The sequence below is a fragment of the Secundilactobacillus kimchicus JCM 15530 genome (assembly GCF_001433995.1).
In the GTDB taxonomy this organism is placed as follows: domain Bacteria; phylum Bacillota; class Bacilli; order Lactobacillales; family Lactobacillaceae; genus Secundilactobacillus; species Secundilactobacillus kimchicus.
The window spans coordinates 87,051-113,725 of sequence record NZ_AZCX01000004.1 but is presented as its reverse complement, the minus strand read 5'-3'; the positions used below and the strand labels follow the sequence as shown (position 1 = coordinate 113,725).

The window sequence follows — 26,675 nt, the reverse complement described above, 5'->3', positions numbered from 1 at the left end:
CTCACTAATGAACACAAAAGTCGACAACGATAACCGATGCCGACCCTTCCGCTATTTATTAATCAATTCCTAACGCCTGAGCCGCAGTGATAATCGCCACTTTGTAGACGTCTTCTTCGTTGGCCCCACGAGATAAATCAGAGACCGGCTTGTTCAGACCTTGTAAGATTGGCCCAATCGCTTCAAACCCGCCGAAGCGTTGCGCAATTTTATAGCCAATATTGCCAGATTGAAGTTCAGGGAAAACAAAGACATTCGCGTGTCCTGCCACCTTAGAACCCGGTGCCTTCAACTCGCCGACTTCAGAAACAAATGCAGCGTCAAATTGTAGTTCTCCGTCAATTGGCAGGTCTGGTGCAGCCTCCTGAGCCAACTTTGTGGCATCTGCCACCTTGGTGACCATCTCGCCTTTTGCCGACCCCTTAGTGCTGAAGCTTAACAAAGCGACCTTCGGATCGATGTCGAAAACCTTTGCGGTATGCGCACTTTCAACAGCTACTTCTGCCATACCCTCGGCATCTAATTCAATATTGATGGCACAATCGGCAAAAACGTACCGTTGGTCGCCTTTTTGCATGATGAATGCGCCACTGATTCGTTTAACCCCAGGTTTGGTCTTAATAATCTGTAAAGCTGGGCGGACCGTATCCCCAGTCGGATGAATGGCTCCGGAAACCATGCCGTCTGCTTCGTCTAAGAAGACCAGCATCGTACCCCAGTAATTTGGATCCTTTAACATTTCAGCAGCCTGTTCGGGAGTGTTTTTCCCCTTGCGACGGGCAACGAGCGCATCCAGTAATTTTTGTTTTTCATCTTCTGGCACCGTTAACGGGTTACTAATAGAAAGTGTTGAAATATCGATTTGATGCTCGGCAGCAACCTGCTTAATCTTATCTTGGTCACCCAGAAGAATTGGTTTAACCAGCCCATCAGCGGCAAGCCGACTGGCCGCGCCAATAATTCGGACATCTTCACCTTCGGGGAAAACGATTGTCTTGTTTTGACCACTAATTTTCTGCTTTAAACTCTCAAATAGTTCCAAATTCCTGACCTCCAGCTATATTGAATTTCCCTCTCTTCAATTCTCTAACCACAAACTAATGCTTGGGATCTGGTTCAACCGATACCTGTTCTGGCAGTTGCCAGTCAATCGGTGTCTCTCCTATGGATTCTAATGCGATGTTGGTCTTGGAAAACGGCTTTGACCCAAAGAACCCACGGTAAGCTGATAACGGACTTGGATGGGCTGACTGAATCACAATATTGGTCTGCGTATCAATCAACTTGATTTTGGCCTGCGCTGACCGCCCCCATAAAATGAAAACAACAGGCTCCGGTCGCGCGGACAGCTTTTGAATCGCCACATCCGTGAGCGCTTCCCAGCCCTTTCCCTTATGCGAAAAGGCTTGCCCATTACGAACCGTCAAGACTGAATTCAGTAGCAAGACCCCCTGCTTTGCCCACTTTTCCAAGTAACCATGCGCTACGGGTTTAATTCCGAGATCGCTATTAAGTTCCTTGTAAATGTTTTGTAGGCTTGGCGGAATTTGCACACCGGGCAGTACCGAAAAACTCAATCCATGCGCCTGGTTAGGCTCGTGGTACGGATCCTGACCTAAAATGACCACTTTAACCTTTGAAAATGGCGTCCATTCAAAAGCTTCATAAATGTGGTACATATCAGGATGAATCAGCTTTGTTTGATACTCATTCACCAGAAATTTGTGAAGATCTTGATAGTAAGCTTTCTCAAACTCAGGCTCTAAGACCTCCCACCAATCATTGTGGATAAACGGTTTCATTCCCAACACCTCAAAGGTTATTCTAACATATCTTTTATTCATTAACATTAGCGAAAATTTAGCGGTTTCATGATAAAATGATTGTGTGTTGGAACATTTCAGAAACTTTGTGACGAAATAGGAGGCACCTATTATGCGCACGCTTTACATTGGGCAACATAGTTTAGCGGCTAAGGGCGCCAGCGTCATCCGTGACGCTGATCACCGCTCCGTTTATTTACTAATTGGAAAATGGGGCCGACGTCAAGACGCGCTGTCGTTATATCAAATTAGCGGCGATTTATTAGCTGAACTCAGACAAACAACCTTGGGGCTTAGGCCTCAATTCGACATTTATTTCCATAATCAAAAAGTCGGAACCCTCTCCCGACACGTTGGTTTTTTAAACGAAATGATCTACGTGTCCTCCTTACGGTGGCTCGTAGTGGGTAATTTTAACAGTGGGAACTACCGGATCTACCACGGCACATCGCTCATCATGGAATCCCATCCCGCCGGCGATCAGCGCTTATTATCGGTCACCCGTCAAGAAGATGAACCGGTCTGCATCTGCGTTGCGGCTACCCTGGATCACTGGGCCCACCGCCGAAACCTGGTCAAAACCCTGTTTCCAAACCGTTGGCGACTCGCCCCAGGTGGCGGAACAGCCGATTTTAAGGGGTTACGGGCCCATTTTGTTTGGGATCGTATTTCGGACCGAATCAAACATTAAAAAACGTCATAACCTTGCTCCGGGAATTAATCGGTTCCCAGAGGTTGGTTATGACGCTTTTTTAATAGTGTTTCAAAGCTCGCGCTATTTGACGATCCTGATCCCGTTTCTTAATGGTTTCACGCTTATCGTATTCGTGCTTCCCTTTAGCAACCCCCAAAAGCACCTTTGCAACCCCGTTTTTAATGTACACCCTTAACGGGACAATGGTGATTCCTTTGTCTTGGGTGGCCCCAACGAGTTTGCCAATTTCTTTTTTGTGGAGCAAGAGTTTCCGATTTCTTAACGGATCGTGGTTGAACTGATTCCCTTGGGCATATTCGCTAATATGCACGTTCATCAGCCATGCCTCGCCGTTTCGAATTTGGGCAAAACCGTCCTGCAGGTTAATTCGCCGATCCCGAATTGATTTAATTTCGGTCCCGGTCAGAACTAACCCAGCCTCATAAGTTTCAAGAATTTGATAATCGTGGCGCGCCTTTTTGTTTTGAGCCATAACGTTGGCATCATTTGGTGCTTTTCTTTTGGCCATGGCCGCCTCACCCCTTCTTACTTGTGGCGTGATTGTTGGTTGCGATTATTGCTTGACCGGTGGTTATTACTGTTACTACCACTCCGGCTGTTACTTGGTCGATGACTGTTGTTTCCCTGATTGCGATGACCACCGCCATTACCGTTGCGGTTCCGACCACCCTGATTCCGATTACCGCCACGACTCTGGCGATCCCGTTTGGGTAACAAGTCAGACACGGGTGCTTCTTCTGGATTCACAAGATCAAAATCCACTTGGCTTTGTTCTTTATCCACATTGATAACTTTCACTTTAACGGCCTGGCCGATGCGATACGTCCGGTGAGTATTGGCACCCACGAGCGCCAAATACTTTTCAACGTATTCGTAATAGTCATCCTTCATCCGGCTAATATGAATCAGTCCTTCAACCGTGTTAGGGAGTTCGATAAACATCCCAAACTTCATCACTGAACTAACAGCGGCTTCAAACTCCTCACCAATGTGGTCAGCCATGTACTCGGCCTTCTTCATCGCATCGGTATCACGTTCCGCATCAATTGCTCGACGTTCCATCTCAGACGAGTGAACGGCAATTTCTTCAAGTCTATCAGCGTAATGAGCCTTGCTGTCAGTCGTAATGCCGTTGTCTTCGTAAAAGTGAATTAACCGGTGAACCATCGTATCAGGATAACGCCGGATTGGCGAGGTAAAGTGGGTATAATACTTAGCCCCTAACCCGAAGTGCCCTAACGACTGGTCCGTGTATTTAGCCTGTTTCAAGCTCCGAAGCATCATCACTGACACCACGGCTTCTTCCGGCTTACCAGCAACCTGTTTTAACACGTTTTGGAGCATTTTTGGTCGTAAGTGGGCCGGATCACCCTTGACGTTAACCCCGAAGGCTGTCAGAAATTCGAAGAAGCTCTTAACCCGTTCCGCATCAGGTGTTTCGTGGACCCGGTAAATGAACGGCGCCTTTTCGTCGTAGTAGTTTTTAGCAACTGTCTCATTGGCAGCCAGCATAAATGATTCAATCATCCGCTCGGCTAACCCGCGAACTCGCAATTGAATGTCAATCGCATGGCCACTATCATCAACGATAATTTCTGCCTCACGGTCGTCAAAGTCAATCGCACCACGCCGCTTGCGACTCTTGTACAAAATTTTATGAAGCTCTGCCATCTCTTCAAACATCGGTACTAATTCGTCATATTGTTGACGGGTTGCGTCATCATGGGCTTCCAAGATCTTATTGACGTTGGTATATGTCATTCGAGCCTTAGACTTCATCACGCTTGGGTGGATACGGTGTTTAACAACATTACCTTCCGCGTCAATTTCCATCTCACAGCTCATGCAAAGGCGCAAGACCCCTTCGTTGAGTGAACAAATACCATTGGATAACCGTCGCGGCAACATTGGGATAACCCGGTCTGTCAGATAGACACTGGTCCCGCGTTTGAACGCCTCTTGGTCGATTAATGAGCCTTCACGGACGTAGTGGGAAACATCCGCAATGTGAACGCCAAGGTGATAGTTACCGTTTGGCAATTTCCAAACGGTAACAGCATCGTCCAAGTCCTTTGAGGATTCGCCATCAATCGTCACTAGATTTTGATCAGTGATGTCTTCACGACCTGCCATTTCGGGTTCTGTCACGTGATCTGGGATGGCATCTGCCTCTTGCATCACATCTTCCGGGAATTCTGCCGGAATATCGTGCGCATAGACAATTTGTAAAATATCAATACCTGGGTCGTCAACGCTACCGATGACTTGCTTGGCAATCCCAACCATTGCTAGTGGGTGATCCGCACTCGGGAATTCGGTAATTTCAGCCGTCACAACTTCACCCGGCGTTGGATTCAAACCAACGTTTGTTACGTAAAACTTGTAACGAGACAACTTCTTATCCGTTAATCGGACCTGACCAAGGTAGCCGTGGTCATCGTCCGTTTGTAAAAATTCCCCAACAACTTGGTGATAGTGATGTTCGGCAATTTTAGTGACCTTTCCCTCAGGGCCCTTATCAGACCTAGGATCAGCGGGACGGACGATTTCAATTTCAACTTCATCCAGATTCAAAGCCATCATCGTGTTATCCGGTGCAATGTAAGCGTCTGGCAATTCGTCATCGTAGGCTACGAAGCCAAATCCCTTATCGTTACTGTGAAAAACACCAGTTAGCACACGAGCCTTAGGGTCCAAATGAAACTGACCTTCGCCGGTAACTGACACAATTTTTTCGCGCTCTAATCGAGCGAGTTCTTGAACGATCAGCTTAAAGGCGGCCGATCCATGGTAATGCAAAGCATCCGAGATGTCTTCAACTCGGTACGTCGTGTCGGGATTAGCACGAAGCAAATCCGCTATTTGTTGTTTTAAATTATTGTCTTCCAAATTAATATCCTCAATTGTTTAGTGATAAAGTGTCGGTAAAAATGTTGCTAAATCTGCTTCAAGTTGCTTTTTGGCACTGTTAACCGTAATCACATGACCAGCGCCCTCGTAATAGTGAAACGAAACCGAACGGCCAAATAACCGTTCTCGAAGTAGGTTGGCATCTTGAGCATCGATTAAATCATCATCGCCACCTTGGGCGATGAAAAACGGCGTTTGAACCTGATCTAATTCTTGGGCAACTACTGTTGAATAGTCTCTGATTGCCTCAATTTGGCTGAGAACCCGCTGATTAATCCAGGACAAATTAGCCGTAATTTCGGTGTCGCTTACCTTTTCTGCTTTGTAGGTTAACTTGGCTAACCGAAGAAACTCAGGAATTAAATTATTCGCCCGTTTAGCCACGACTGGCGAACTAAAAGTACCACCGCCTAACAGCTGTGGATCAACTTCTAAAGCCCGGGTCGCGAACACACCACCTAATGATAACCCAAAAATACTGATTTGCGCGTAGCCACGCTCGCGAAGGTGGGCAATTGCCGCTTGGGTATCCTCCCACCACCGTTCAGGCGATCCCTTTGTCAAAATATCTTTTGGCTCGCCAGTTGCATGACCAGTGAACATCGGGGCATAAACAGTATATCCAAGCTTTTGAAGATTGCGGCCAAGGAGCCTCACATCATTGGAACTCCCCGCGTAAGCATGTAGCAAAATCACGGCATGTGGCCCCGCTTCAAAAAGAAATGGTTCCGGTCTGCGAATCATCGGTTAACCTCCTGTTCGTTTGCCTTATTTAAGCAGAAAAATCCTCCTGCAGGTTCACAGGAGGATCCAATTGCTAGTGTGAAGATAAGTAGGCTAACGCCAACGCTAGTACAAAGAAAATAACCCCCAAAACAACCGTTGCTTTTTGCATGAAAGCTTCAAAGCCGCGGGCTTTTTGTTTTGAGAACAAATCGGTCTGGCCACCACTTAGAGCAGACATCGCGTCATCTTGTTTAGCAGGTTGCATTAACACAGCAATGATAATCAATACGCTGTCAATTAAAAGTCCTGTAATGAGTAAATTATACAAGAAATTGCCTCCTATTGTTTCAAGTCTCTGACAATACCTCTATACAATCTATCATAAAATAAGCTGAAATGCTACCCACACGAAAAACTTTACGACTGAGCTAAAAGTTGTAAGTGACGGTACACATCTGCCCGTTGACTTCGGTCAACCGTCACAACAATCAAATCGCCCGCATGAAGAATCGTATCACCATTAGGCACCCAGACTTTACCGCCCCGGCGAACACCAGTCAGTAATGAATGTTTTGGCCAGTTCACCTGGCGAACCTGAAGGCCATCAATCGAAGACCCTTCAAAGACGGCCATTTCAACTTGGTCGGTCGCCCCTAACAAACCCGGAATGCTTGGACGAACTTTTCGGTCCAGTAGTGCTTCGTAGATCGGTGCACCGCCTAACCCATCAACGGTCAAGTAGGCCACCAACGACACCACCGCTAACGGCATCAAATGTTGCAACGTTCCGACCATTTCGGTAATGAGTAAAATGGCAGTAAATGGCGCCTTACTGATTCCCGCAAAGTACCCTGCCATTGCAACAATAATAAAGTCTGGTAAATAACTTGGTGCTATCAGATGAAGTGACACCATCACCTGACCAAAAAGACCACCTAAAATGGCTCCCAACGTTAAAATTGGCAGAAAGATACCTCCAGGTAACCCAGTCCCATACGATACCATTGAAAAAACAAAGCGTAAAACAAACAATCCTAGCAGGGACAAGGCCCCTGGCATGAGGTGGTTAAAGCCCACAATGATGGCATTTCCGCCACCTAAGGTCTGGGGCAACCACCACGCAATGGGCATCATTAGTAAAAAGGCCACAATGGCGTGGTACTGACTTGGCAAACCTGGTATTTTCGCATACCAGTCACCTACTCGAAGTAAAACAACTTGATAGAGTCGCCCGAGCACACCAAGAAACAATCCCAACAAAATTAAAACCCAGTAGCTCTTCATGCCAAACATATGGCCATAGGGCATGTACAAAACGGGTTTTAATCCAAATAAAACAGTTGAGACAAAATTGGAACAGACTGCACTGGTCAACGCTGTAATCCAAACCATCGTTGAAAAATTGTGGTAAACCTCCTCCAAGACAAACAACGAGCTTGCAATGGGGGCGTTGAAAGCGGCTGCCAATCCAGCGGCCGCTCCACTTGCAATCATAAGTCGGCGATCTGTGCCAGCCAGTCGCTGACTGGCAGCAAACCCTTGACCAATCGTAGCCCCCAACTGAATCGAGGGACCTTCACGACCCAAAAATAGGCCGCTGCCGATACCCAGAATACCACCGGCAAATTTTCGCCATAAGACAGGCCACCATTTGTAATCTAAGGCACCCATCAGCTGACCTTCAACTTCCGGTATTCCTGATCCTTTAATTTCAGGAACCTGCTTCATCCAGCGGCCGACAATGAGCGTAATGACCACCCCGACTACCATCCAAACAAGCAACAACCATGGTCTTTGGTGTGCCAGGCCAAAAAAATACTGAACCTGTGATAGTCCAAGTTGAATCACGAACCGAAAGCAGCCAACAACACCACCAGCTAAAATGCCGACCCCAGCTGCTCGGGCCACCGCAATTGGCCTTGACCAATCGTGTTGTCTCAGTTGTTCTTGTTTCATCTTCATCGATCCCTTACTAAACGTCTATTTACCAGTTTAGCATAGGCCGCTGGACTACGAGTGCTTAAAAATGCGAAATAAGCTCAAAATCAGCCCGGTTAACCCAACCATGACAAAATACGTAGAATTGGTCTCATCCGTTTGAGGTAATATCTTCTGGTTACCAGTTTTGACAGTTCGCTTTTGGTCCTCAGTCGGATTATCATCAGCCTCATTTTCGGTTGACTCATAATCTACCTCCCGCTTTATTGCCTTCCCACGAGCTGATGACTGCCCTTTTTCAACCAAGTCGTGCGGCCCTACACGAGATGGCGCCGTCGCCTGTGACTTGTCCCGACCTTGACCTAAAATTGACGTCTCAGCGTCGGCCGTAACCGGCTGACGATTTGTCGTTGAGTTCCCATCCGGACTTGGCTTTATCTCTAACTTCGGTTTCTCCTCTGGCTTGGGTTTCTCCTCCGGCTTGGGCTTCTCCTCCGGTTTCGGTTTTTCCTCTGGCTTGGGTTTTTCCTCTGGCTTGGGCTTCTCCTCTGGTTTCGGTTTCTCCTCTGGCACAGGTTTTTCTTCATGAGGCAACTTCTTCAAATTCAATGTTAGGTCACTGATTCCGCGAGTAGCTTTACTGCCACGTTTCGCTTGGATGGCGTCAACTTCGAATCCGGCCACCTTCAAATCACTGACAAACTTTTGATACCCGGCCATCACTTCATCGAAATTACCAACCAACTTTGTCTTAAAAGATCCTGGCAAATCCGCTTGGCCCTGGCACTGAATCGTCGTTTCAAACTTCAGTGGCGTGATGGCCATCATCACCGAGGATTCAGTGCCTGGCACCGAAAAAATGGTTTGAGCACTTCGAATTTCAAACTGCGTTGGGTCGGTGGAAAAGGTCACCATTTCCCCCTGACTTAACTTGATATTTTCGGTACTCACGGGAGTAGCCGGTCCAGCGTCAGGGAAAATGATTTGGGTTGAAAAGTGGTAAACTTGCCCCTCATCATCACTTGATGTTGGCTTACCAGAGACGTGCCAGGCAGCAAAAGAAACCGCATGGTAATCGGTAGTTCTGTCGCTTTTCGGTGCTACGCTCACCCGTATCTGGCTGTCAGCCGCCTCTTTCGCGTGAACAGGGACGCTTCCCAGTATCAGTGTTGCGCCTAGTGAAACAAGAAATAAGCCCTTGTGGGTCATAATCGTAACCTCGCTTTTTAGAATATAAATCTAACTACGAACCCCAGCGTCAAATCAACGAAATAACGGCACAAAAAAAACACCGACTAACCTGTTGGCTAATCGGTGTTTTATTTGGGTTACCACGAAGGCAATACCTTTAAATTACTTGTTACGGATAGCGTCTTGAGCTTGATCCGACAAGTTGTAGAATGACTTGATTCCATTGTATGCAGAAACTGAACCGAGTTGGTCTTCGATCCGCATCAACTGGTTGTACTTGGCAATCCGTTCGCCACGGCTCATTGAACCAGTCTTGATTTGACCAGCGTTCAATGCGACAACCAAGTCGGCAATAGTCGTATCTTCAGTTTCACCAGAACGGTGAGAGATAACGGCCGTGTAACCAGCTTCTTTGGCCATTTCAACGGCGTTGACCGTTTCAGTCAAAGTTCCAATTTGGTTAAGCTTGATTAAGATTGAGTTGGCAACACCCATCTTGATACCCTTTGAAAGGTAGTCGGTGTTGGTAACAAATAAGTCATCCCCAACGATTTGAACTTTTTTGCCCAAACGTGAAGTGGCCATTTGCCAGTCTTCCCATTCGTTTTCATCCAATGGGTCTTCGATTGAAACGATTGGGTACTTGTCGACGATGCTTTCAAGCAATGAAACGAATTCGTCGGCGTTGTATGACTTGCCGTCACCAACCAAGTCGTATGTCTTAGTTTCGGTGTTGTAGAATTCAGAAGCAGCACAGTCAAAGGCGATTGCAACGTCTTGACCTGGCTTGTAGCCGGCTTTTTCGATGGCTTCAACCAAGATTTCAAATGGTTCTTCGTTGTTCTTGAGGTCAGGTGCAAACCCACCTTCATCACCAACGGCAGTTGAGTAACCGCGGTCGTTTAAGATGCTCTTCAAGGCGTGGAAAGTTTCAGCACCCATCCGGATAGCTTCTTTAACAGAAGGCGCACCAACTGGCATAATCATAAATTCTTGGAAATCAACCTTGTTGTTAGCGTGTTTCCCACCGTTGATAACGTTCATCATTGGAGTTGGGAGAACGTGGCCATTGAAGCCGCCCAAGTAGTTGTAAAGCGGTACTTCAAGTTCGTCAGCTGCAGCGCGAGCAACAGCTAAAGAAACACCCAAAATCGCATTGGCACCCAACTTACCCTTGTTTGGTGTACCGTCTAATTCGATCATAGCCTTGTCGACAGCGATTTGATCCGTAACATCGTAACCAACAATTTCCTTGGCGATTAAGTTGTTGACGTTATCAACAGCCTTGGTAACACCTTTGCCACCAAAACGGCTCTTGTCACCATCCCGGAGTTCAACGGCTTCGTGTTCACCGGTAGAAGCACCGGAAGGCACGATTCCGCGTCCAACGGCACCTGCTTCAGTGTATACTTCAACTTCAACAGTTGGGTTACCACGTGAGTCTAAGACTTCGCGTGCGTAAATATCAGAAATAATTGACATTTTATTCTCTCCTTATGAAAGTTTGACCTAGCGGGAAGACATCCCTTGTCTATTTTATTAGTTTGCTCTTGAACTTGCAATTACTATTTCAGTTATTTTGGTAATGCGTGAGTTGTAAAAACGTTTCTGCGTCCAAACTCGCACCGCCAGCTAAGACACCATCAATATCTCGCTTCGTCATTAGCTCTGCAATGTTGTCCGGCTTGACACTGCCGCCATATAACACACGCATGTCGTCAGCCACCGGATCACCATACAAATCGGCCACGGTTTGACGAATCAGATAACAACCTTCTTCGGCCTGATCCGCAGAGGCTGACGTGCCGCTACCAATTGCCCAGCTTGGTTCATAAGCAATGACCAGTTGGCGAGCCTGCTGTTCTGAGACCCCCTTCAAGGCCCCGGTGACCTGACTCACCACCCAGTGAATTTTTTCGCCTGACTCACGCCGGCCCATCGTTTCGTCACAGCAGACAATCGGTGTCATTTGATTGCGAAAGACGGCATGAACTTTTCGGTTAATCAAATCATCCGTTTCATTGAAGTACAACCGCCGCTCAGAGTGGCCAACGATCACGTACCGCATCCCCATCTCCGCCAGCGTCTTAGGGCTTGTTTCACCGGTATAGGCACCAGCGTCTTCATAGTAGCAATTTTCCGCCGCCAGCCGTAGCCGGTCTGGGGCGTTATTTTGAGCCATCGTCGTTAAAACAACCGCCGGGGCCGCAATTGCCGTTTCTACCTGGTCTGGATCCGGAACCTGATCAGCAACGACAGTCATAAAGGCGTCAGCTTCCGCTGGATTCTTGTTCATTTTCCAATTACCAGCAATTAATGGTATTCGCACAGTCGAACGCTCCTTTTTGATTCCACTTCACAACTCTCAATAACCTCATTGCATTCATTTTACCCAAATGACAGCGCTTTAGCCAGCAAACACCATTTAAAGATTTCTAAAACTAGCAAAAAAGGGCCAACAGGCCCTTTTAAATTACTTGTCGCTAATTGCAGCGATCCCTGGTAAGGTCTTACCTTCCAAGTATTCAAGTGACGCCCCACCACCAGTAGAGATGTGGGTCAACTTGTCAGCAACGCCTAATTGTTGAACGGCAGCCGTTGAATCGCCACCACCAACAATGGTTGTTGCATCGCTTAACGTGCCAAGGAACTTCCCAATTTCAAGGGTTCCTTCAGCGTAATTACTCATTTCAAACACGCCCATTGGGCCGTTCCAAACAACTAATTTGGCCGTCTTTAAAACGTCCTTAAACTCAGCAACTGACTTTGGTCCAATATCTAAGGCCATGTAGCCATCAGGGATGTCGCCTTCAACAACTTTGTGTGGTGCATCATTGTCGAACTTTTCAGCAACAACGGAATCAACTGGTAAGACCAACTTGTCGCCAGCCTTGTCCATGATTTCCTTAGCTAAATCGATCTTATCTTCTTCAACCAGTGAGTTCCCAATCTTCATCCCTTTAGCGGCATAGAAGGTGTAGGTCATCCCACCACCAATAATGACTTTGTCAGCTTTGTCCAACAAGTTATCGATAACACCGATTTTGTCGGAAACCTTAGCACCACCCAAAATGGCAACAAACGGGTGAGCCGGGTTTGAGACAGCCCCACCAATAAACTTGATTTCCTTTTCCATCAAGAAACCAGCAGCGGTTTGGCTCATGTTAGAGGCAATCCCAACGTTTGAAGCGTGTGAACGGTGAGCCGTTCCAAAGGCATCGTTAACAAAAACGTCGCCTAATGAAGCCCAGTACTTACCCAATTCTGGGTCGTTACCAGATTCGCGCTTCACGTATTCGCCGTCTTTAACGTCTTCGTAACGGGTGTTTTCCATAACTAAAACGTCGCCGTCTTGCATCTTATCGATGGCTTCTTCCAATTGGGTCCCTTCAGTTGCAGGCACAAAGGTGACCGGTTTGTTCAACAAGTTCGAAAGTCGTTCAGCAACTGGACGCATTGACAAGCCTGGCTTGTCATCTTCCGTCTTGATCCGACCAAGGTGGGACAGCAAAATTGCTTTACCACCATGTTCGCTGACGTATTTGATCGTTGGTAATGCAGCAACCACCCGGTTGTCATTGCCAATCACACCGTCTTTAATTGGGACGTTAAAGTCGACCCGCATCAAGACTTTTTTACCTTGTAAGTCTAAATCTGAAACAGTTAATTTAGCCAATTCAGAATGCCTCCTACTGATACAATTTAAAGATTCATTTCACAATATACTGCATTTCCGGCGAAAATCAAAGTCTAAAGTCACCCAATTTTGCCATCGCTAGTAAAAAGACGGGAGAAGTCTCCCTCCCCCGCCTTTAATTGTTCAATTGATTCAATTAAAGCGTAGCGAACTTCAATAAAGTCCGTACCATGTTGCAAGTGAAGCCCCATTCGTTGTCGTACCAAGCAACGGTCTTAACGAGTTGGGTGTCACCGGCAGTGGTTACTTCAGTTTGAGTTGGGTCAAAGACTGAGCCATGAGGGTCGTCAATGATGTCGGTTGAAACGATTTCGTCATCGTTGTAACCAAATGCATCGTTACCTTCAGTGTGCTTCTTGATTGCTGCGTTAATTTCGTCAGCAGTAACCTTCTTATCCAAAACAGTGACTAATTCAGTCAAAGAACCATCAACAACGGCAACCCGTTGTGCGTGGCCTTGTAACTTACCGTTTAATTCTGGGATAACTAAGCCGATAGCCTTAGCAGCACCAGTTGAGTGAGGAATCGTGTTAATGCTTGCAGTCCGGTTGTTACGCATCTTCTTACCGCGAGGCCCATCAAGAATTTGTTGGGTTGCAGTGAAGGCGTGAACAGTCGTCATAGTACCGGCCTTAACACCAAATTCTTCGTTTAAGAAGTAAGCTAATGGTGCCAAGCAGTTAGTGGTACATGAACCAGCTGAAACGATCTTGTCGGTTGCTTCCAAAGTATCCAAGTTAACACCGGGAACGACAGTCCGAACGTTACCAGCAGGTGCTGAAACCAACACACGCTTTACGCCGGCGTCCAAGTGAGCTTGTGACTTTTCTTCAGAAGTGTAAAAACCAGTACATTCAAGAACGAAGTCAACACCGTCGTTCTTAACCCAAGGAATGTCTTGAGCCTTAGGTTCAGCGTATACAGGAATCTCCTTACCATCAACCACGATACCCTTGTCCGTAGCTGAAACTTCGCCAGGGAAACGGCCGTGAGTTGAATCATACTTCAATAAGTATGCCAACATTGAAGGGGTAGTCAAATCGTTGATTGCTGCCACTTCGATATCACTTGAGTTTAATTCGTGAATCCGCTTGAATGCTAAACGACCAATTCGGCCGAAACCATTAATACCAATTTTTACAGTCATAACTGTGATTTCCTCCTTTAGGAAGTAAAAAAATTATTTTAAACAGTGACATCAATTATAATATCACTTCTTTAAAATCATGTCAGCCGCCCCTTCGTCAGTAATTAAATAAGTGGCTTTAGGGGGGATTTTAAAATAAGCGTCAATTGCAGCGGCTTTGGTGTGACCACCCGCTACTGCAACCACCAAATCCATCGCATCTAGATCACTAATGGATAGTCCTAATTTTGGGACGCGATAAACGATTTGACCACTAGCGTCAAAAAAATCGCCAAATGCTTCACCGACAACGTGCTGCTTTTCTAGTGAAGCCACAACATCAGCTGGCATTTGCCGCCGTTTTGCCATGGCGACAGCATCGCCGACACAGTGAATCACAACATTTGCCCGTTCGATCGTGGCTAATGTGTTAGCAATCATCGGTTCATAACGCAGCGTATCATACGTCGCATTGGACGTTAACTCTGGTAAATACAATGGCTGCGACTCGCCGTGGGTCGCTAAAGCCATCCGAGCCGCTATCGTATTGGCTTGGATAGCTGGCGACTCACCCATGCCACCGCGGGCCGGCACAAAGGTTAAGTGGCGGTCAACAGACACTGACTCCGTCAACGTTTCTGATACGATTGCCATGGTCGTACCGCCCATAACGGCTACAATGCTATCTCCCGGAGGCATCTCATCTAAGAGAACCTGATTGGTCAGACGCCCCATCAAGGCCTTGACTTCCGGTTGGTCATCGGAATCGCCCGGCACAATGTGGCAACCGGCCAAACCAAGCTTGTCTTGAAGCAACCGTTCTTTTTTAGAGACCCCTGTGAGGGTTTCCAGCAGTGGCCGTAACTCGATGACCGCCTCTTGCCCGGCTTTCGTTAGCGTCACGCCACTGGTTGCCATAGCCAGCAACCCACTTTCAGCCAAAACCTCAAGGTCGGAGCGGACCACCCGTTCAGTGGCCTGTAACTTCGCAGCTAATGAGCGGCGACCAACCGGTTGCATGACGTCAACGGCCGTCAATAAAGCGTAGCGATTAACTAGCTTTTGGGTCATCTTGGGAACAACCGCGTTCACCCATTTCCACTCCTGGTTCATTGTGCTTCCCACTCTCTCTTATACCTGTTGGGACATAAAATGACCCAGCCCAACAATTTTCGACCCACCAGGACCAAAAAAACACGGGGCTTACCTATCACCCACAACAAAAATTATAACAGCGTCCCCAAAAGTTTGCAAATGCTCCGGTAAATTCTTACGAAGTCCTCATGGCAGAAATAAAACTCAGAGAATTTTTGGCTTTAACCTTGTATTTTTATCCAAATTCAGTTATAGTAATTTAGTGGTTTTGAGACAAACCGATGTTTGCGCCCGTAGTGTAATGGATCGCACGTAAGATTCCGGTTCTTGAAATGGGGGTTCGATTCCCTCCGGGCGCATCTTAACGGTCAAGGTAATCCTTGGCCTTTTTTTGAGTCAAAAATAAGGTGCATCTAGGTCTGCGACCCCGGTCAGGGAGTGCGGACATGGATGTCCCTTTTTTACTTTCTGCTTATTGTAGCCCGATTCGGCTAGATTAAACTATTCTATCGAAGATTCTTCAATTTCAATGTATTCCCAGTAGCCGAAGCAAACTGCTCAACATACTTAATCCCCCGTTTAAGGTCTGTATGCCGGTCAGTCAGAACTGCAATCGTACAACTCCGCTTGCCCTTACCAATGTGACCAATAGAATTGACCATCCAACGGCCACCTCTAAGCCGCCAACCATTCTTCAATTGAAAGTGATTTGACCCCGCCGAAACGCCCCAGTTTTGATCTTTTGCGACGTGATTCATCAAGCCTTGCATATAAGATTTTGAGGCGCGGTTTAAATAGCAAGTAGAATAGAAAATTTGATCCAATAACTTGAGCTGGTCGAACGCTGTCGTGCGGGTAAATGCCCAGCCATAGCCACGGTCGGCAGTATGCGCCATTCTGAGATGCGAGAAAGCCTTGTTCATACCCGTACGGCCACCAGCAACAGCATATAATGCTGTTGCATCCTCATTATTGCTATGAATCATTGCGCCTGCAGCTTCAGCGCGTTGTGTTTTCGTTAGCTTAGTCCTCTTTGCTTGATGATCATGGAGCACTTTCGCTAAAAAGGCCGTCTTAATAATACTGGCCGCTTTGTAAGCCGTGTGTCGGTTATTGTTGTACTTTACCGTCATGCCATACTCTTTCGAATACACTGCAATTGAAACTGGATGACCGGGATAATTTGCGGCAATCTTTCGATATTTAGCCAGCAGGTTTGATTTAATTATTGCCTTTGTTGACTTCTGAGAAATTGACGTAGGTTGATCATTGGTCCAGTTCTTTGCTGAGACAATTGTTCCTGACATCTCTAACATAAATGCGACAGTAATCAGAGTTAAAAGAATCGATACCATAATGCTGCCCAGAAGGAGAGCGTTGCGTTTCGTCATATTTCTTCCTCCGTTACTTTTTTATTTTAAATGAGGTCACTTTTCATGACCAATGCGTATCCTTTTCTAATTCAAAAACCGTTAGCCTCAACAAATCAGAGAAAGGACAATTTCAGAATGGTTCATCATTCAGATTGCCTTCTAGCCAATTCCTAAATTTAACAATTTGATTTGATTTCAAGCAATTGCCCCCTTAAATGAATCGGCTAAAATCCAAAGGAACCATAGACCGTAATCTTTTTACCGAACAATGACGCACTCGATTTGTACGGCGTCCAGACTAACCAAACAAACGGTTGATCTACCTTCGTCCATTGGGCTAATTCCAGCAGAACGTGGCGATACTTGCCTGCAATTTTCATTTTAGTCGGAACCAGGATAACTTTATAGAGCCTTTTATCAGTGTACAGCCCGGTAATTATTACTGGTTGTTTCTTGATATGGGTACCTTTAATTTTGATCTTAATGTTTCTTACTATGTCAACCCGCTTACCTCGCACACTATGCTCACCAATAACTAGCTTCGATTGTTTGCCGGTTTTAGTTTTATGATACCAAGTGTTTCTTGAGTTAGTAGGTATCTCATTTTTTGCACTAGCTGACGAAATCGTAACAGTCGTCACAAACCCAGCGACAGCAAAGATTAGCCCCAAACTCAAACTAACTTTCTTTAATATGTTTCTTTTCATAAAATAATTTCCTCCTTAATTTTGTTGATTCTAGCAAAAGGCAACAAACGATTCAAGCAAAATCTTATCTTTATATCATATATACACGTCATGATTACCACCATAGTAAAAATAATGTAATACTTGCCAACTTGTAAATCATTTATCAAAAATTAAGACGTTTGGTTTGACCTATTTTGACCTTTGAGGTAAACTACAATTCAGTTAGTAAATGCTAACCAAATACAGACGAATTAAAGGAGGCTGCAAAGCTTATGAACTTAGTCCCAACAGTTATCGAACAGTCGTCTCGTGGCGAACGTGCTTACGATATCTACTCACGACTTTTAAAGGACAGAATCATCATGCTTTCCGGTCCAATTGAAGACGATATGGCCAACGCCATTATCGCCCAACTATTATTCTTGGACGCGCAAGATTCTACAAAGGACATTTACCTGTACATCAACTCGCCAGGTGGCGTTGTGTCTTCCGGGTTAGCCATCTACGATACGATGAACTTTATTTCAGCTGATGTTCAAACTATCACTATGGGGATGGCGGCATCAATGGCCAGCGTTTTGGCTTCTTCCGGTGCCAAGGGCAAGCGGTTTGCTTTGCCACACTCCCAGATCATGATTCACCAACCTTCAGGTGGTGCTCAAGGTCAACAAACTGAAATCGAAATCGCTGCTCGCGAAATTTTGAAGACCCGTGAACTGATCAACCAATTATTGGCTGACAACTCAGGTCAACCAATCGAACGCATTAACCAAGATACTGAGCGTGACAACTACTTGTCAGCTCAAGACGCGGTTGACTACGGCTTGATTGATGGCATTATGACCAGCAGCAAAGATCGTAAATAGTAAAAAAGCATGCCTTGCTTGGCATGCTTTTTTTGTGCTATACAGCAGTTGCACCTCGTAATTCAGCCGCAAACTCACTGATTTTTCGGAGTCGATGATTAATTCCCGATTTGGAAATTGGCCCACTGGCGATTAAATCACCAAGTTCTTTTAGACTCACTTCTCGATTCGCTAAGCGGGCTTCTGCAACTTCTCGCAGCTTTGGGGGTAACTGACCCAGTCCCACGGTGGATTGAATGTACTCAATGTTTTCAATCTGCTTACTTGATGCCGAAGCTACCTTATCCATGTTGGCATTTTCGCAGTTGACCAACCGGTTAACTGAGTTCCGCATATCGCGCATGATTCGCACATCTTCGAACTTGAGCATCGCATTTGTCGCCCCGACTAAGGACAGAAAATCGGCGATTCGCTCGCCTTCCTTGAGATACGTAATGAAACCACCCCGGCGATTAGTCGTCCGGGCGTTCAGTTCATATTTGTTAATCATATCCGCAATCATTTGGTTATGATCTTCGTAAACCGAATAAATCTCTAGGTGGTAGCGGGACGTTTCTGGATTGTTCACTGATCCCCCTGCTAAAAAGGCACCACGGAGGTATGATCTCACTTGCGCGTCACTTTGTAACAATTGGTCGGGTGCCACTTCAATCAGTTGACCATCCTTGAAAATCCCCAAGTCGGATAATACTTTCTCCGAGCCTGCGGTCAACCGAACAATGTACAAGTTGTTCTTTTTTAATTTCATCTTCCGACGAACCAATAATTCACTATCCACATCGTAAAACTGCTTCAGTAATTGATAGATGCGTCGGGCAATCGCGGGATTTTCCGTTTGGATATTTAATATAAAATGATGGTTAGAAAGTCCCAACGACCCGTTCATCCGAATCAACGCAATGAGCTCTGCTTTCGCGTTTTCCCTGTGAACCGTTAACGTTGTTAATTCCTTTTTCACTTCACTGGCAAACGACACTTTAACCCCTCCTACATATACCGCGTGCCACATTGGCCGAGTAAGTTCATTAATTCATCAACCACCAACTGACCATTATGAAAGGCACCGTTATCCCGGAGTTCCAAGAAATCGGCCGAAATGACTCGACAATGCTGATCTCGTAAGCCTTTGAAATCATGCTTAACCTGAGTCGACATCTCGTTCCATCGTTGATAATCAATGTATTCATCTGGTACTTTTTGGGTGTTGACGAGCACCGTATTAATCACGTTTTGTTGTAAATGGTCGTTCAGGACCCGAACGTGATCAGCATCTGTAAACTGTTCTGTTTCGCCTTTTTGCGTCATGATGTTGCAAATATAAATAATTTCAGCCTGCGTCGTTCGCAGGGCGTTGGCCACGTTTTCAATCATCAAATTCGGCAAAATACTCGTAAATAAGGACCCAGGGCCCAAAACAATTTGATCAGCATCCATAATGGCGTTGATCACTTTATCAACGGCCGCTGGCTTTTTGTTTTCATCATTACTATCCGTTACCCACACGTGCTTAACCAGTTTATGGGCGGCCGTAATCTCGGATTCACCCTTCAGAACGGTGCCATCCGAGAACTCCGCATTGAGGGTTAGTGGTTCGTTGGCTGCCGGATAAATGTGACCGTCAACTCGCATAATCTCAGATAACTCTTGGACGGCTCCGAATATGCCGTGTTTCATTTCGGATAATGCAGCGATAATTAAATTGCCGATGGCATGTCCCGCCAAAAATTGATCGGAACTATTGAACCGGTACTGAAAAAGCTCCAACTCAATGGGTGGTAATTGTGACAGTGACACAACGACGTTTCGAATATCACCAGGTGGCACCACGTTGACATAGTCACGAATAATTCCCGATGAGCCGCCGTCATCAGCTACCGTGACCACCGCCGTGATGTCGACGTCGTGGCCCTTCAGGTTCCGTAAAATAACGGGCAACCCGGTACCACCACCCATCACGACAATCTTCGGCCGTCGGTGTTGTGATTCAGTTGTCATGAACGATTCACCGTTTCCTTTCTCCGCTCAATATCGCGGTGGGTAATATGAACGGGATACGTATCCCCTAGCGCATTACCAATTCGCTCAACAAGCGCAACAGAGCGGTGTTGGCCGCCGGTACAGCCAATGGCAATGGTCAGGTTGGTTTTCCCCTCCCGCTTATAGCCAGGCATAATTGACTCCAGCAATCCCAAAAATTGATCATAAAATTTAGTGGTTTCAGGCTGTGACATCACGTAATCACTAACCGCTTGATCCAGACCCGTCAGCTTTTTGAGTTCTGGAATATAGTATGGATTTGGTAGGAACCGAACATCCATCACGATATCGGCATCAATTGGTAATCCGTACTTGAACCCAAAGGACATCATTTCAATATGGAAGGATTGTGCGTCGCCTGATTCAAAATGCCGGAAAATTTCTTCTCTTAAGCTGCGCGGCGACATCGTGGTTGTGTTGATCACCAACCGAGCTGCCCGCTTTACCGGGGCCAATAACGACCGTTCATCTTGGATACCGTCGACAATTCGACCGTTTCGAGCAAGCGGATGCGAGCGTCGGGTTTCCTTATAACGCGAGACCAATTCCTCGTCATCTGCGTCTAAAAAGACAATCTGAGCTTGGTCTTCCTGATTTAAGGCCGATAGTTCCGAAGTCATTTGCCGAATCTCGTCATAAAACCCTTTAGACCTCAAATCAATCACAACGGCCACTTTTTTAATTTTGCCAGATTCTTGCACTAACTCCCAGAACTTGGTCATTAACGAAGGTGGCATGTTATCGATGCAAAAGTAACCGAGGTCCTCAAACGCCTGCATTGCAACCGTCTTCCCCGCGCCACTCATGCCAGAAATAATCACTAATTGGACACTATTTGCCATAAGCTACTTCCTCTCATTGTCACTAATGTACCAGTCTAGCATACCTGGCGTTTCATTTCCACAAACAGCCTGGCGTTTCAACAAAAAAAGCCGCGGTTATCCGCGACTTTGTCGTCCTTATCGTCTAGCAAAAGCTAATAAAATAGCGTTAATTCCGAAGATAACCAGATAAATAGCAATTAAGTAAGTCAGTGAAATAACCGCCACGACTGGGTTGATCAATAACATCACCCCGACTAATAGGGTGACGATATCTAAAATCACCGAGACCCAGTAGTAACCCCGGCCAAATTCGCGTAAGTGGCCAGCCACCAATAAGCGTTCAATTGAATCCATGATGAACCAAAACGCAAATAGATAACCAATCGTGACAACGCCGATACCTGGACTAAATAAAAATAATAAGCCCACCAGAATATCTAAAATGGCAATCACAAGTGCAATAACTGCGGCATTCCCAACTAAGTCACGCAATTTTGTGTAGCCTGAAATCGTGGTTAACCCACTCACGATGGCGATAAAACCAAATATCACAGCCAGTGCCACCAAGCTCACACCCGGTTTGAATAACACAACATAGGCGGCAACTAAAAACAGTACCCCCGTGATGAATTCGTGCCAATCAAACCCCCATTGTGGACGCATACTAAACATGCCCTCACCTCAATCATTAAATTATAAATCCACCCTCATCATACCCATCTTAACCAGATTACACAAGCCAACTAACTTCTTTTCACAGCGGCCGTTTCAATCATTTCCCACAGTGCCCGAAATTGTGGATTTGATTGGTCACTACGTCCAACTAGGTAAAAATGCCGTTTAAAGGCGGCACCTAAAGGGGCAACAGGCAGCTCGGCAGGAACCAAACTCTCCGCAATAATGGTTTTCCCAACCCCCGCTTTCAAAAGCCCAACAATGGTCTGATTACTATCCACTGTGAGCGTTTTTTCCGGGTGAATTTTCATCTCCCTAAAGTAGGCTTCGGTATAATGCCGCACGCCGGAGCCCGGTTCACGAACCAGCCACAGTGGGGCCTCCAAGTCTCCCGCTAGAACTAGCTGATCACCAGGTAACGTCGTTTGAACCAAGCCATCGACCACCATTGGCTTTTCAATGACCCCATACACAAGCGACTGATTCAACACCCCTTGGAGGATTGCTTCAGAGTTCATCGTGTGCAAACTGAGCTCGAAGTTGCCTAGCTTCAGTAAACTCGGCATGACCTGTGGCAATAATTCCACCGAAGCCGTTTGTGAAAACCCTAGTGCTACCTGCCAGGTTGGATGCTGATCCAACTGTTGGAGATCATTTACCAGCGATTTCCACTGGGCCGTGAGGGGTTGACTAGCCTCATAGAGGCGTTTTGCAGCCTGGGTGGGTTCTATTTGTCGCCGGCCATTTCGGTTAAACAACGTGACTCCCAGCCGGCTCTCTAACTGGTTAATTTGCACTGATACGCTGGGCTGAGAAATAAATAGCTGCCTTGCCGCGACCGAAAAATTTCGGGTCTCGTAAACCACTAAAAATGTTGCGATTAATTTATCCACTATAAGTCGCTTCCTTCGTTCCGTTTTCATTAATATTATTAATGAAAGGTATTATAATTAAATATTTTATTAATTGCAACAAGTTGCCTATACTACACTTATCACCTAAATTTTTATTCATTAAGGAGTGTCATTATGCGACCAGAACGTGCCGTCCTACCAGGGATTGGAATCAGTCTTGTTATCGCAATTATTAGCCAATGGATTAATGCTTCGGTTATTAAAGGAATTGGGGCCCCAACAGTCGCCCTTCTAATCGGGATGTTGCTAGGGAATACCGTAGTACGTCAGCCGTTGTGGTACAGTGGTACCGCTTGGGCCGAAAAACGATTGCTTGAATACTCGGTCACCCTGTTAGGAGCAACCATTACTTTCCAAACAATTATGGCCCTAAAAATTAGTGGTTTGGGCTTCATTCTGATTCAAATGGCGGTTACTATTCTTTGTGCCATTTGGATTGGCAAACGGCTCCATTTTTCAGAAGGGATGACCCTGTTGATGGCTGGTGGTAATGCCGTTTGTGGGTCCTCAGCAATTGCTGCAATCACTCCTGCCATCGAAGCCAAGGACGAGGATAAGCGCCTGTCAATCACCCTCGTTAATCTAATGGGGACCATTTTAATGCTAACGTTACCCTTAATTGGTTACGCGGCGTTTGGTGCTAACAATTTACTGCGCGGGGCGTTAATTGGTGGAACCGTTCAATCTGTTGGCCAAGTCATTGCCAGTGCAACAATGGTTAATCAAGCGACTACCACCTATGCGACCCTCTTTAAGATTTTACGAATCATTATGTTGATTGTCGTGGTCTTAGTCTTCAGCCAACTTCACCAACGGCACCAGCAACAACTCAGCGCCACAGGGGCAACTGAAGTGACACCAATCAGCTGGACTAGCAATTTGAAACGCGCCTTACCTTGGTACGTTATCGGCTTTTTCATTCTCTGTATCTGGAATTCTTGGTTCACCTTCCCACCCGTTGTCGTTAACCTCGCACACCTGCTCAGTAATTGGTGCGAAGTGACCGCACTAGCGGCCATTGGACTACGCCTTAACTTCGCGGCCTTCATCAAAGCAGGCAAGAAATTGGCCCTCTATGGGGGCGGGCTCATGATTGTTCAAGTTGTTTGCGCCCTTTTGCTAATTAAATTTTTACTCTAAATCTAACAAAAACGGTCGTCCGCTAAACTATAGCGGACGGCCGTTTTCAGGTGTTATTACTGATCCCATGATGCATTGATTACTTTTTTTCGCTGTGCTCTTGTCTCGTTCGGATTGTGTCCCGTTCCAAAACCGGCTTAAGGTACTGTCCCGTATAGCTCTCTGTCACTTGGGCCAATTCTTCTGGCGTGCCGGTTGCGACAACTTGACCACCACCATCGCCACCTTCTGGACCGAGATCAATCAAATAATCGGCCGTTTTAATAACGTCTAAGTTATGTTCAATAATCAAAACTGTATTGCCGTTATCCACCAATCGGTGTAAAACACCTAATAACCGATTAATATCGTCAACGTGCAATCCGGTCGTCGGTTCATCAAGAATGTAAAAGTTTTGACCATTGGCCTTTTTTTGAAGCTCTGACGCCAACTTCATCCGTTGGGCTTCCCCACCAGAAAGAGTGGTTGCCGACTGGCCAAGCGTCACATAACCTAGTCCAACGTCATGAATGGTTTGCAGCTTTCGCGTGATCTTTGGAATGGCACTGAAGAAGGCTAGCGCCTGATCAACTGTCATGTCCAAAATGTTAGCAATATTTTTACCTTTGTACTCGACTTCTAACGTTTCGGAATTGTATCTTGAGCCATGACAGACTTCACAAGGGACATAAACATCTGGTAAAAAGTTCATTTCGATCTTTAAAATACCATCACCATGACACGCCTCACAACGGCCGCCCTTGACGTTAAAACTAAACCGCCCGGCTTGATAACCCCGTAGCTTAGCCTCACTTGTCTGAGCAAACAGCGTCCGAATATCCCCGAAAACACCCGTGTACGTTGCTGGGTTACTCCGTGGCGTCCGACCAATTGGACTTTGATCGATATCAATAATCTTTTCAATATTCTTAATGCCACTAACCGACTTATACCGGCCTGGCTTTTCAGAATTATGATTCAATTTTTGTGCAAGAACGCGCTTCAAAATAGTGTTCACTAAGGTTGACTTGCCAGACCCTGACACACCAGTGACCACCACAAATTCACCTAGCGGAAAATCGACGGTGATCTCTTTTAGGTTGTTTTCAGCTGCTCCGGTGATGCGAATCTTTTTACCGGTACCGCTACGTCGTTCTAGTGGGACTTCGACGAATTTTTTTCCGGCTAAATACTGGCCGGTCAATGATTTCTTCACTTTTTCGACCTGAGCAGGCGTGCCGGCCGCCATCACGTGGCCACCCTTTTCGCCGGCACCAGGGCCAATATCAACCAGATAATCCGCTGCCCGCATAGTGTCTTCGTCATGTTCAACGATGATTAACGTATTACCTAGATCCCGCATTTTTTTAAGCGAATCAATCAACCGGTCATTATCTCGTTGATGAAGTCCAATGGATGGTTCATCTAAAATATAAAGGACGCCAGACAGGTTTGAGCCAATCTGGGTAGCCAATCGAATTCGTTGGGCTTCCCCACCCGATAATGTCCGGGCAGCCCGACTTAACGTTAGGTAGTCTAGACCGACGTTTTCCAGGAACGTGAGGCGGTCATGAATTTCCTTCAAAATCGGCTTGGCAATCGCTTCATCCTGCTCACTGAACGTCAATTGATCAAAGAAAGGCACTTCTTTGCCAATCGCTAAGTCTGATACTTCCCCAATGTGCTGACCGCCAATTTTAACCGCTAAGGCTTTTCGATTTAGCCGATACCCGTGACACGTCTGGCAAGTCAGCTCCCGAAAATATTGCTGCATCTGGCCTTGGGTAAAGTCAGAACCATTATGAAAGCGGCGATCAACGTTATTGATAACTCCTTCAAACGGCCGATCAGTTTCACGCACGCCACCAAAATCACTGTCTAACTCAAAGTGAAGGACCTTTGGCGACCCGTATAGCACAAAATCCTGGTCCTTTTGACTGAGTTCTTTGAATGGGACGTCCATGTCCACCCCAGCTTGTTGACAGGCTTGGGCAAGCATTTCGGGATAATACTTCGAGCTGCTAGGATTCCAAGGAGCCAAAGCCCCTTCCCTCAGCGTTTTACTATCATCTGGTACCACCAGATCGGGATCCACTTCCATTTTCATCCCAAGCCCATCACAATCCGGACAAGCACCAAACGGCGCGTTAAATGAGAATAGCCGGGGTTCAAGCTCCCCCACTGTGAACCCGCAGACCGGACAGGCATAATGTTCTGAAAACAGCATCGGTTCGTCACCAATGACGTCGGCAACTGCGTAGCCGCCACTCAAGCGTAAAGCAGCTTCAAACGAGTCAAATAATCGTGAGCGAATACCGTCTTTGACAACTATTCGGTCAACCACGATATCAATTGAATGCATCTGATTCTTATTAAGGTCCAGCTCTTCTTCAACATCGTGGGTCTCCCCATCAATGCGGACCCGAACGAACCCTTCACGCTTGATTTTTTCGAATACCTTTTTATGTTGACCCTTTTTTTCCCGGACAATCGGCGACAGAATTTGTAAACGAGTCTTTTCTGGTAATGCCAAGACCTGATCGACCATCTGTTCAACGGATTGACTCGTAATGACCGTCCCATCGTTAGGACAAATTGGCGTGCCCACGCGGGCCCAAAGTAACCGAAGATAATCGTTGATTTCCGTGACCGTCCCCACAGTTGAACGGGGGTTTTTTGAGGTCGTTTTTTGGTCAATTGAAATTGCGGGTGAAAGACCCTCGATACTGTCCACATCAGGTTTATCCATCTGCCCCAAAAACTGGCGAGCGTACGCCGATAAACTTTGAACGTATCGGCGCTGACCTTCTGCATACAGTGTGTCAAACGCCAGCGAACTCTTTCCAGACCCCGACAGACCGGTGACAACCACCATTTTATTTTTGGGAATCGTCACGTCAATGTCCTTTAAATTATGGGCCCGTGCGCCGTGAATGACAATTTTGTCGTTTATCAAA

24 protein-coding genes and 1 tRNA gene are annotated in these 26,675 nt (G+C 46.3%); 4 read left to right on the top strand and 21 right to left on the bottom strand.

Translation table 11 applies throughout. The annotated features are described in order from the left end of the window. Positions 1-58: 58 nt before the first annotated feature. Positions 59-1,042, bottom strand: a complete 984-nt coding sequence (gene pta / locus FC96_RS06725; RefSeq protein WP_056942464.1) for a phosphate acetyltransferase — start codon at positions 1,040-1,042, stop codon at positions 59-61. Between the two features lie 55 nt (positions 1,043-1,097). Then, positions 1,098-1,802, bottom strand: coding sequence for a uracil-DNA glycosylase (locus FC96_RS06720; protein WP_054660657.1), 705 nt, complete (start codon positions 1,800-1,802; stop codon positions 1,098-1,100). Positions 1,803-1,935: 133 nt separating this feature from the next. Here FC96_RS06720 and FC96_RS06715 point away from each other — a divergent pair, with 133 nt between their 5' ends. Continuing rightward, complete coding sequence (locus FC96_RS06715; RefSeq protein WP_056942463.1) at positions 1,936-2,514, top strand: LURP-one-related/scramblase family protein; 579 nt, start codon at positions 1,936-1,938, stop codon at positions 2,512-2,514. A 61-nt stretch (positions 2,515-2,575) separates the two neighbouring features. Here FC96_RS06715 and smpB read toward each other — a convergent pair whose 3' ends face one another. The 11 genes from smpB to FC96_RS06660 form a co-directional block, all read right to left on the bottom strand. Then, positions 2,576-3,046 (bottom strand): SsrA-binding protein SmpB, encoded by a 471-nt coding sequence (smpB, locus tag FC96_RS06710; protein WP_056942462.1) that lies wholly within the window; start codon positions 3,044-3,046, stop codon positions 2,576-2,578. Between the two features lie 17 nt (positions 3,047-3,063). Next, positions 3,064-5,427, bottom strand: a complete 2,364-nt coding sequence (rnr, locus tag FC96_RS06705; RefSeq protein ID WP_056942461.1) for a ribonuclease R — start codon at positions 5,425-5,427, stop codon at positions 3,064-3,066. Positions 5,428-5,445: 18 nt separating this feature from the next. Beyond that, a complete protein-coding gene (locus FC96_RS06700; protein ID WP_054660653.1) occupies positions 5,446-6,192 on the bottom strand; it encodes an alpha/beta hydrolase in 747 nt (248 codons plus the stop codon). Between the two features lie 73 nt (positions 6,193-6,265). Further along, positions 6,266-6,502: a preprotein translocase subunit SecG gene (secG, locus tag FC96_RS06695; protein WP_054660651.1), complete on the bottom strand. Its 237-nt coding sequence runs from the start codon at positions 6,500-6,502 to the stop codon at positions 6,266-6,268. An 89-nt stretch (positions 6,503-6,591) separates the two neighbouring features. Then, on the bottom strand, positions 6,592-8,136 hold the full coding sequence (locus tag FC96_RS06690) for a ClC family H(+)/Cl(-) exchange transporter (RefSeq protein WP_056942460.1): 1,545 nt from the start codon (positions 8,134-8,136) through the stop codon (positions 6,592-6,594). A 48-nt stretch (positions 8,137-8,184) separates the two neighbouring features. Then, positions 8,185-9,321, bottom strand: a complete 1,137-nt coding sequence (locus tag FC96_RS13000; protein ID WP_056942459.1) for an LPXTG cell wall anchor domain-containing protein — start codon at positions 9,319-9,321, stop codon at positions 8,185-8,187. Between the two features lie 144 nt (positions 9,322-9,465). After that, positions 9,466-10,785: a phosphopyruvate hydratase gene (gene eno / locus FC96_RS06680; RefSeq protein ID WP_054660645.1), complete on the bottom strand. Its 1,320-nt coding sequence runs from the start codon at positions 10,783-10,785 to the stop codon at positions 9,466-9,468. An 88-nt stretch (positions 10,786-10,873) separates the two neighbouring features. Then, entirely contained in the window at positions 10,874-11,632 is a 759-nt protein-coding gene (tpiA, locus tag FC96_RS06675; protein WP_056942458.1) for a triose-phosphate isomerase, read from the bottom strand. Positions 11,633-11,776: 144 nt separating this feature from the next. Further along, entirely contained in the window at positions 11,777-12,979 is a 1,203-nt protein-coding gene (locus FC96_RS06670) for a phosphoglycerate kinase (RefSeq protein WP_056942457.1), read from the bottom strand. A 157-nt stretch (positions 12,980-13,136) separates the two neighbouring features. Further along, a complete protein-coding gene (gap, locus tag FC96_RS06665) occupies positions 13,137-14,147 on the bottom strand; it encodes a type I glyceraldehyde-3-phosphate dehydrogenase (protein WP_056942456.1) in 1,011 nt (336 codons plus the stop codon). 63 nt (positions 14,148-14,210) lie between these two features. Then, a complete protein-coding gene (locus FC96_RS06660; RefSeq protein ID WP_235804734.1) occupies positions 14,211-15,218 on the bottom strand; it encodes a sugar-binding transcriptional regulator in 1,008 nt (335 codons plus the stop codon). 290 nt (positions 15,219-15,508) lie between these two features. On the opposite strand from FC96_RS06660, the gene FC96_RS06655 reads away from it, so the two are divergent. Beyond that, positions 15,509-15,580: transfer RNA gene (locus tag FC96_RS06655), tRNA-Arg, on the top strand. A gap of 147 nt (positions 15,581-15,727) precedes the next feature. On the opposite strand, the gene FC96_RS06650 is transcribed toward FC96_RS06655, so the two are convergent. Then, positions 15,728-16,612, bottom strand: a complete 885-nt coding sequence (locus tag FC96_RS06650; RefSeq protein ID WP_054660637.1) for a serine hydrolase — start codon at positions 16,610-16,612, stop codon at positions 15,728-15,730. A 206-nt stretch (positions 16,613-16,818) separates the two neighbouring features. Further along, positions 16,819-17,301 (bottom strand): hypothetical protein, encoded by a 483-nt coding sequence (locus tag FC96_RS06645; protein WP_056942454.1) that lies wholly within the window; start codon positions 17,299-17,301, stop codon positions 16,819-16,821. Positions 17,302-17,555: 254 nt separating this feature from the next. On the opposite strand from FC96_RS06645, the gene clpP reads away from it, so the two are divergent. After that, complete coding sequence (gene clpP, locus FC96_RS06640) at positions 17,556-18,149, top strand: ATP-dependent Clp endopeptidase proteolytic subunit ClpP (RefSeq protein WP_054660633.1); 594 nt, start codon at positions 17,556-17,558, stop codon at positions 18,147-18,149. A 37-nt stretch (positions 18,150-18,186) separates the two neighbouring features. On the opposite strand, the gene whiA is transcribed toward clpP, so the two are convergent. From whiA to FC96_RS06615, 5 genes are all read right to left on the bottom strand, one after another. Continuing rightward, positions 18,187-19,125: a DNA-binding protein WhiA gene (whiA, locus tag FC96_RS06635; protein ID WP_056942453.1), complete on the bottom strand. Its 939-nt coding sequence runs from the start codon at positions 19,123-19,125 to the stop codon at positions 18,187-18,189. A gap of 11 nt (positions 19,126-19,136) precedes the next feature. Then, complete coding sequence (locus FC96_RS06630; RefSeq protein ID WP_054660631.1) at positions 19,137-20,144, bottom strand: gluconeogenesis factor YvcK family protein; 1,008 nt, start codon at positions 20,142-20,144, stop codon at positions 19,137-19,139. Further along, positions 20,141-21,028: an RNase adapter RapZ gene (rapZ, locus tag FC96_RS06625; protein ID WP_056942452.1), complete on the bottom strand. Its 888-nt coding sequence runs from the start codon at positions 21,026-21,028 to the stop codon at positions 20,141-20,143. The genes FC96_RS06630 and rapZ overlap by 4 nt, the downstream gene beginning before the upstream one ends. A 117-nt stretch (positions 21,029-21,145) precedes the next feature. Next, on the bottom strand, positions 21,146-21,682 hold the full coding sequence (locus FC96_RS06620) for an HdeD family acid-resistance protein (RefSeq protein ID WP_054660629.1): 537 nt from the start codon (positions 21,680-21,682) through the stop codon (positions 21,146-21,148). Positions 21,683-21,753: 71 nt separating this feature from the next. After that, positions 21,754-22,578 carry a LysR family transcriptional regulator gene (locus FC96_RS06615; protein ID WP_056942451.1) on the bottom strand — a complete coding sequence of 275 codons (825 nt, stop codon included), beginning with the start codon at positions 22,576-22,578 and terminating at the stop codon, positions 21,754-21,756. Between the two features lie 135 nt (positions 22,579-22,713). Here FC96_RS06615 and FC96_RS06610 point away from each other — a divergent pair, with 135 nt between their 5' ends. After that, the gene (locus tag FC96_RS06610) at positions 22,714-23,739 is read left to right on the top strand and encodes a YeiH family protein (RefSeq protein WP_056942450.1); all 1,026 of its coding nucleotides are present in this window, start codon (positions 22,714-22,716) and stop codon (positions 23,737-23,739) included. Between the two features lie 79 nt (positions 23,740-23,818). Here the strand turns inward: FC96_RS06610 and uvrA are convergent, their stop codons facing one another. Then, positions 23,819-26,674, bottom strand: a complete 2,856-nt coding sequence (gene uvrA / locus FC96_RS06605) for an excinuclease ABC subunit UvrA (protein ID WP_056942449.1) — start codon at positions 26,672-26,674, stop codon at positions 23,819-23,821. Between the last annotated feature and the right edge of the window lies 1 nt (position 26,675).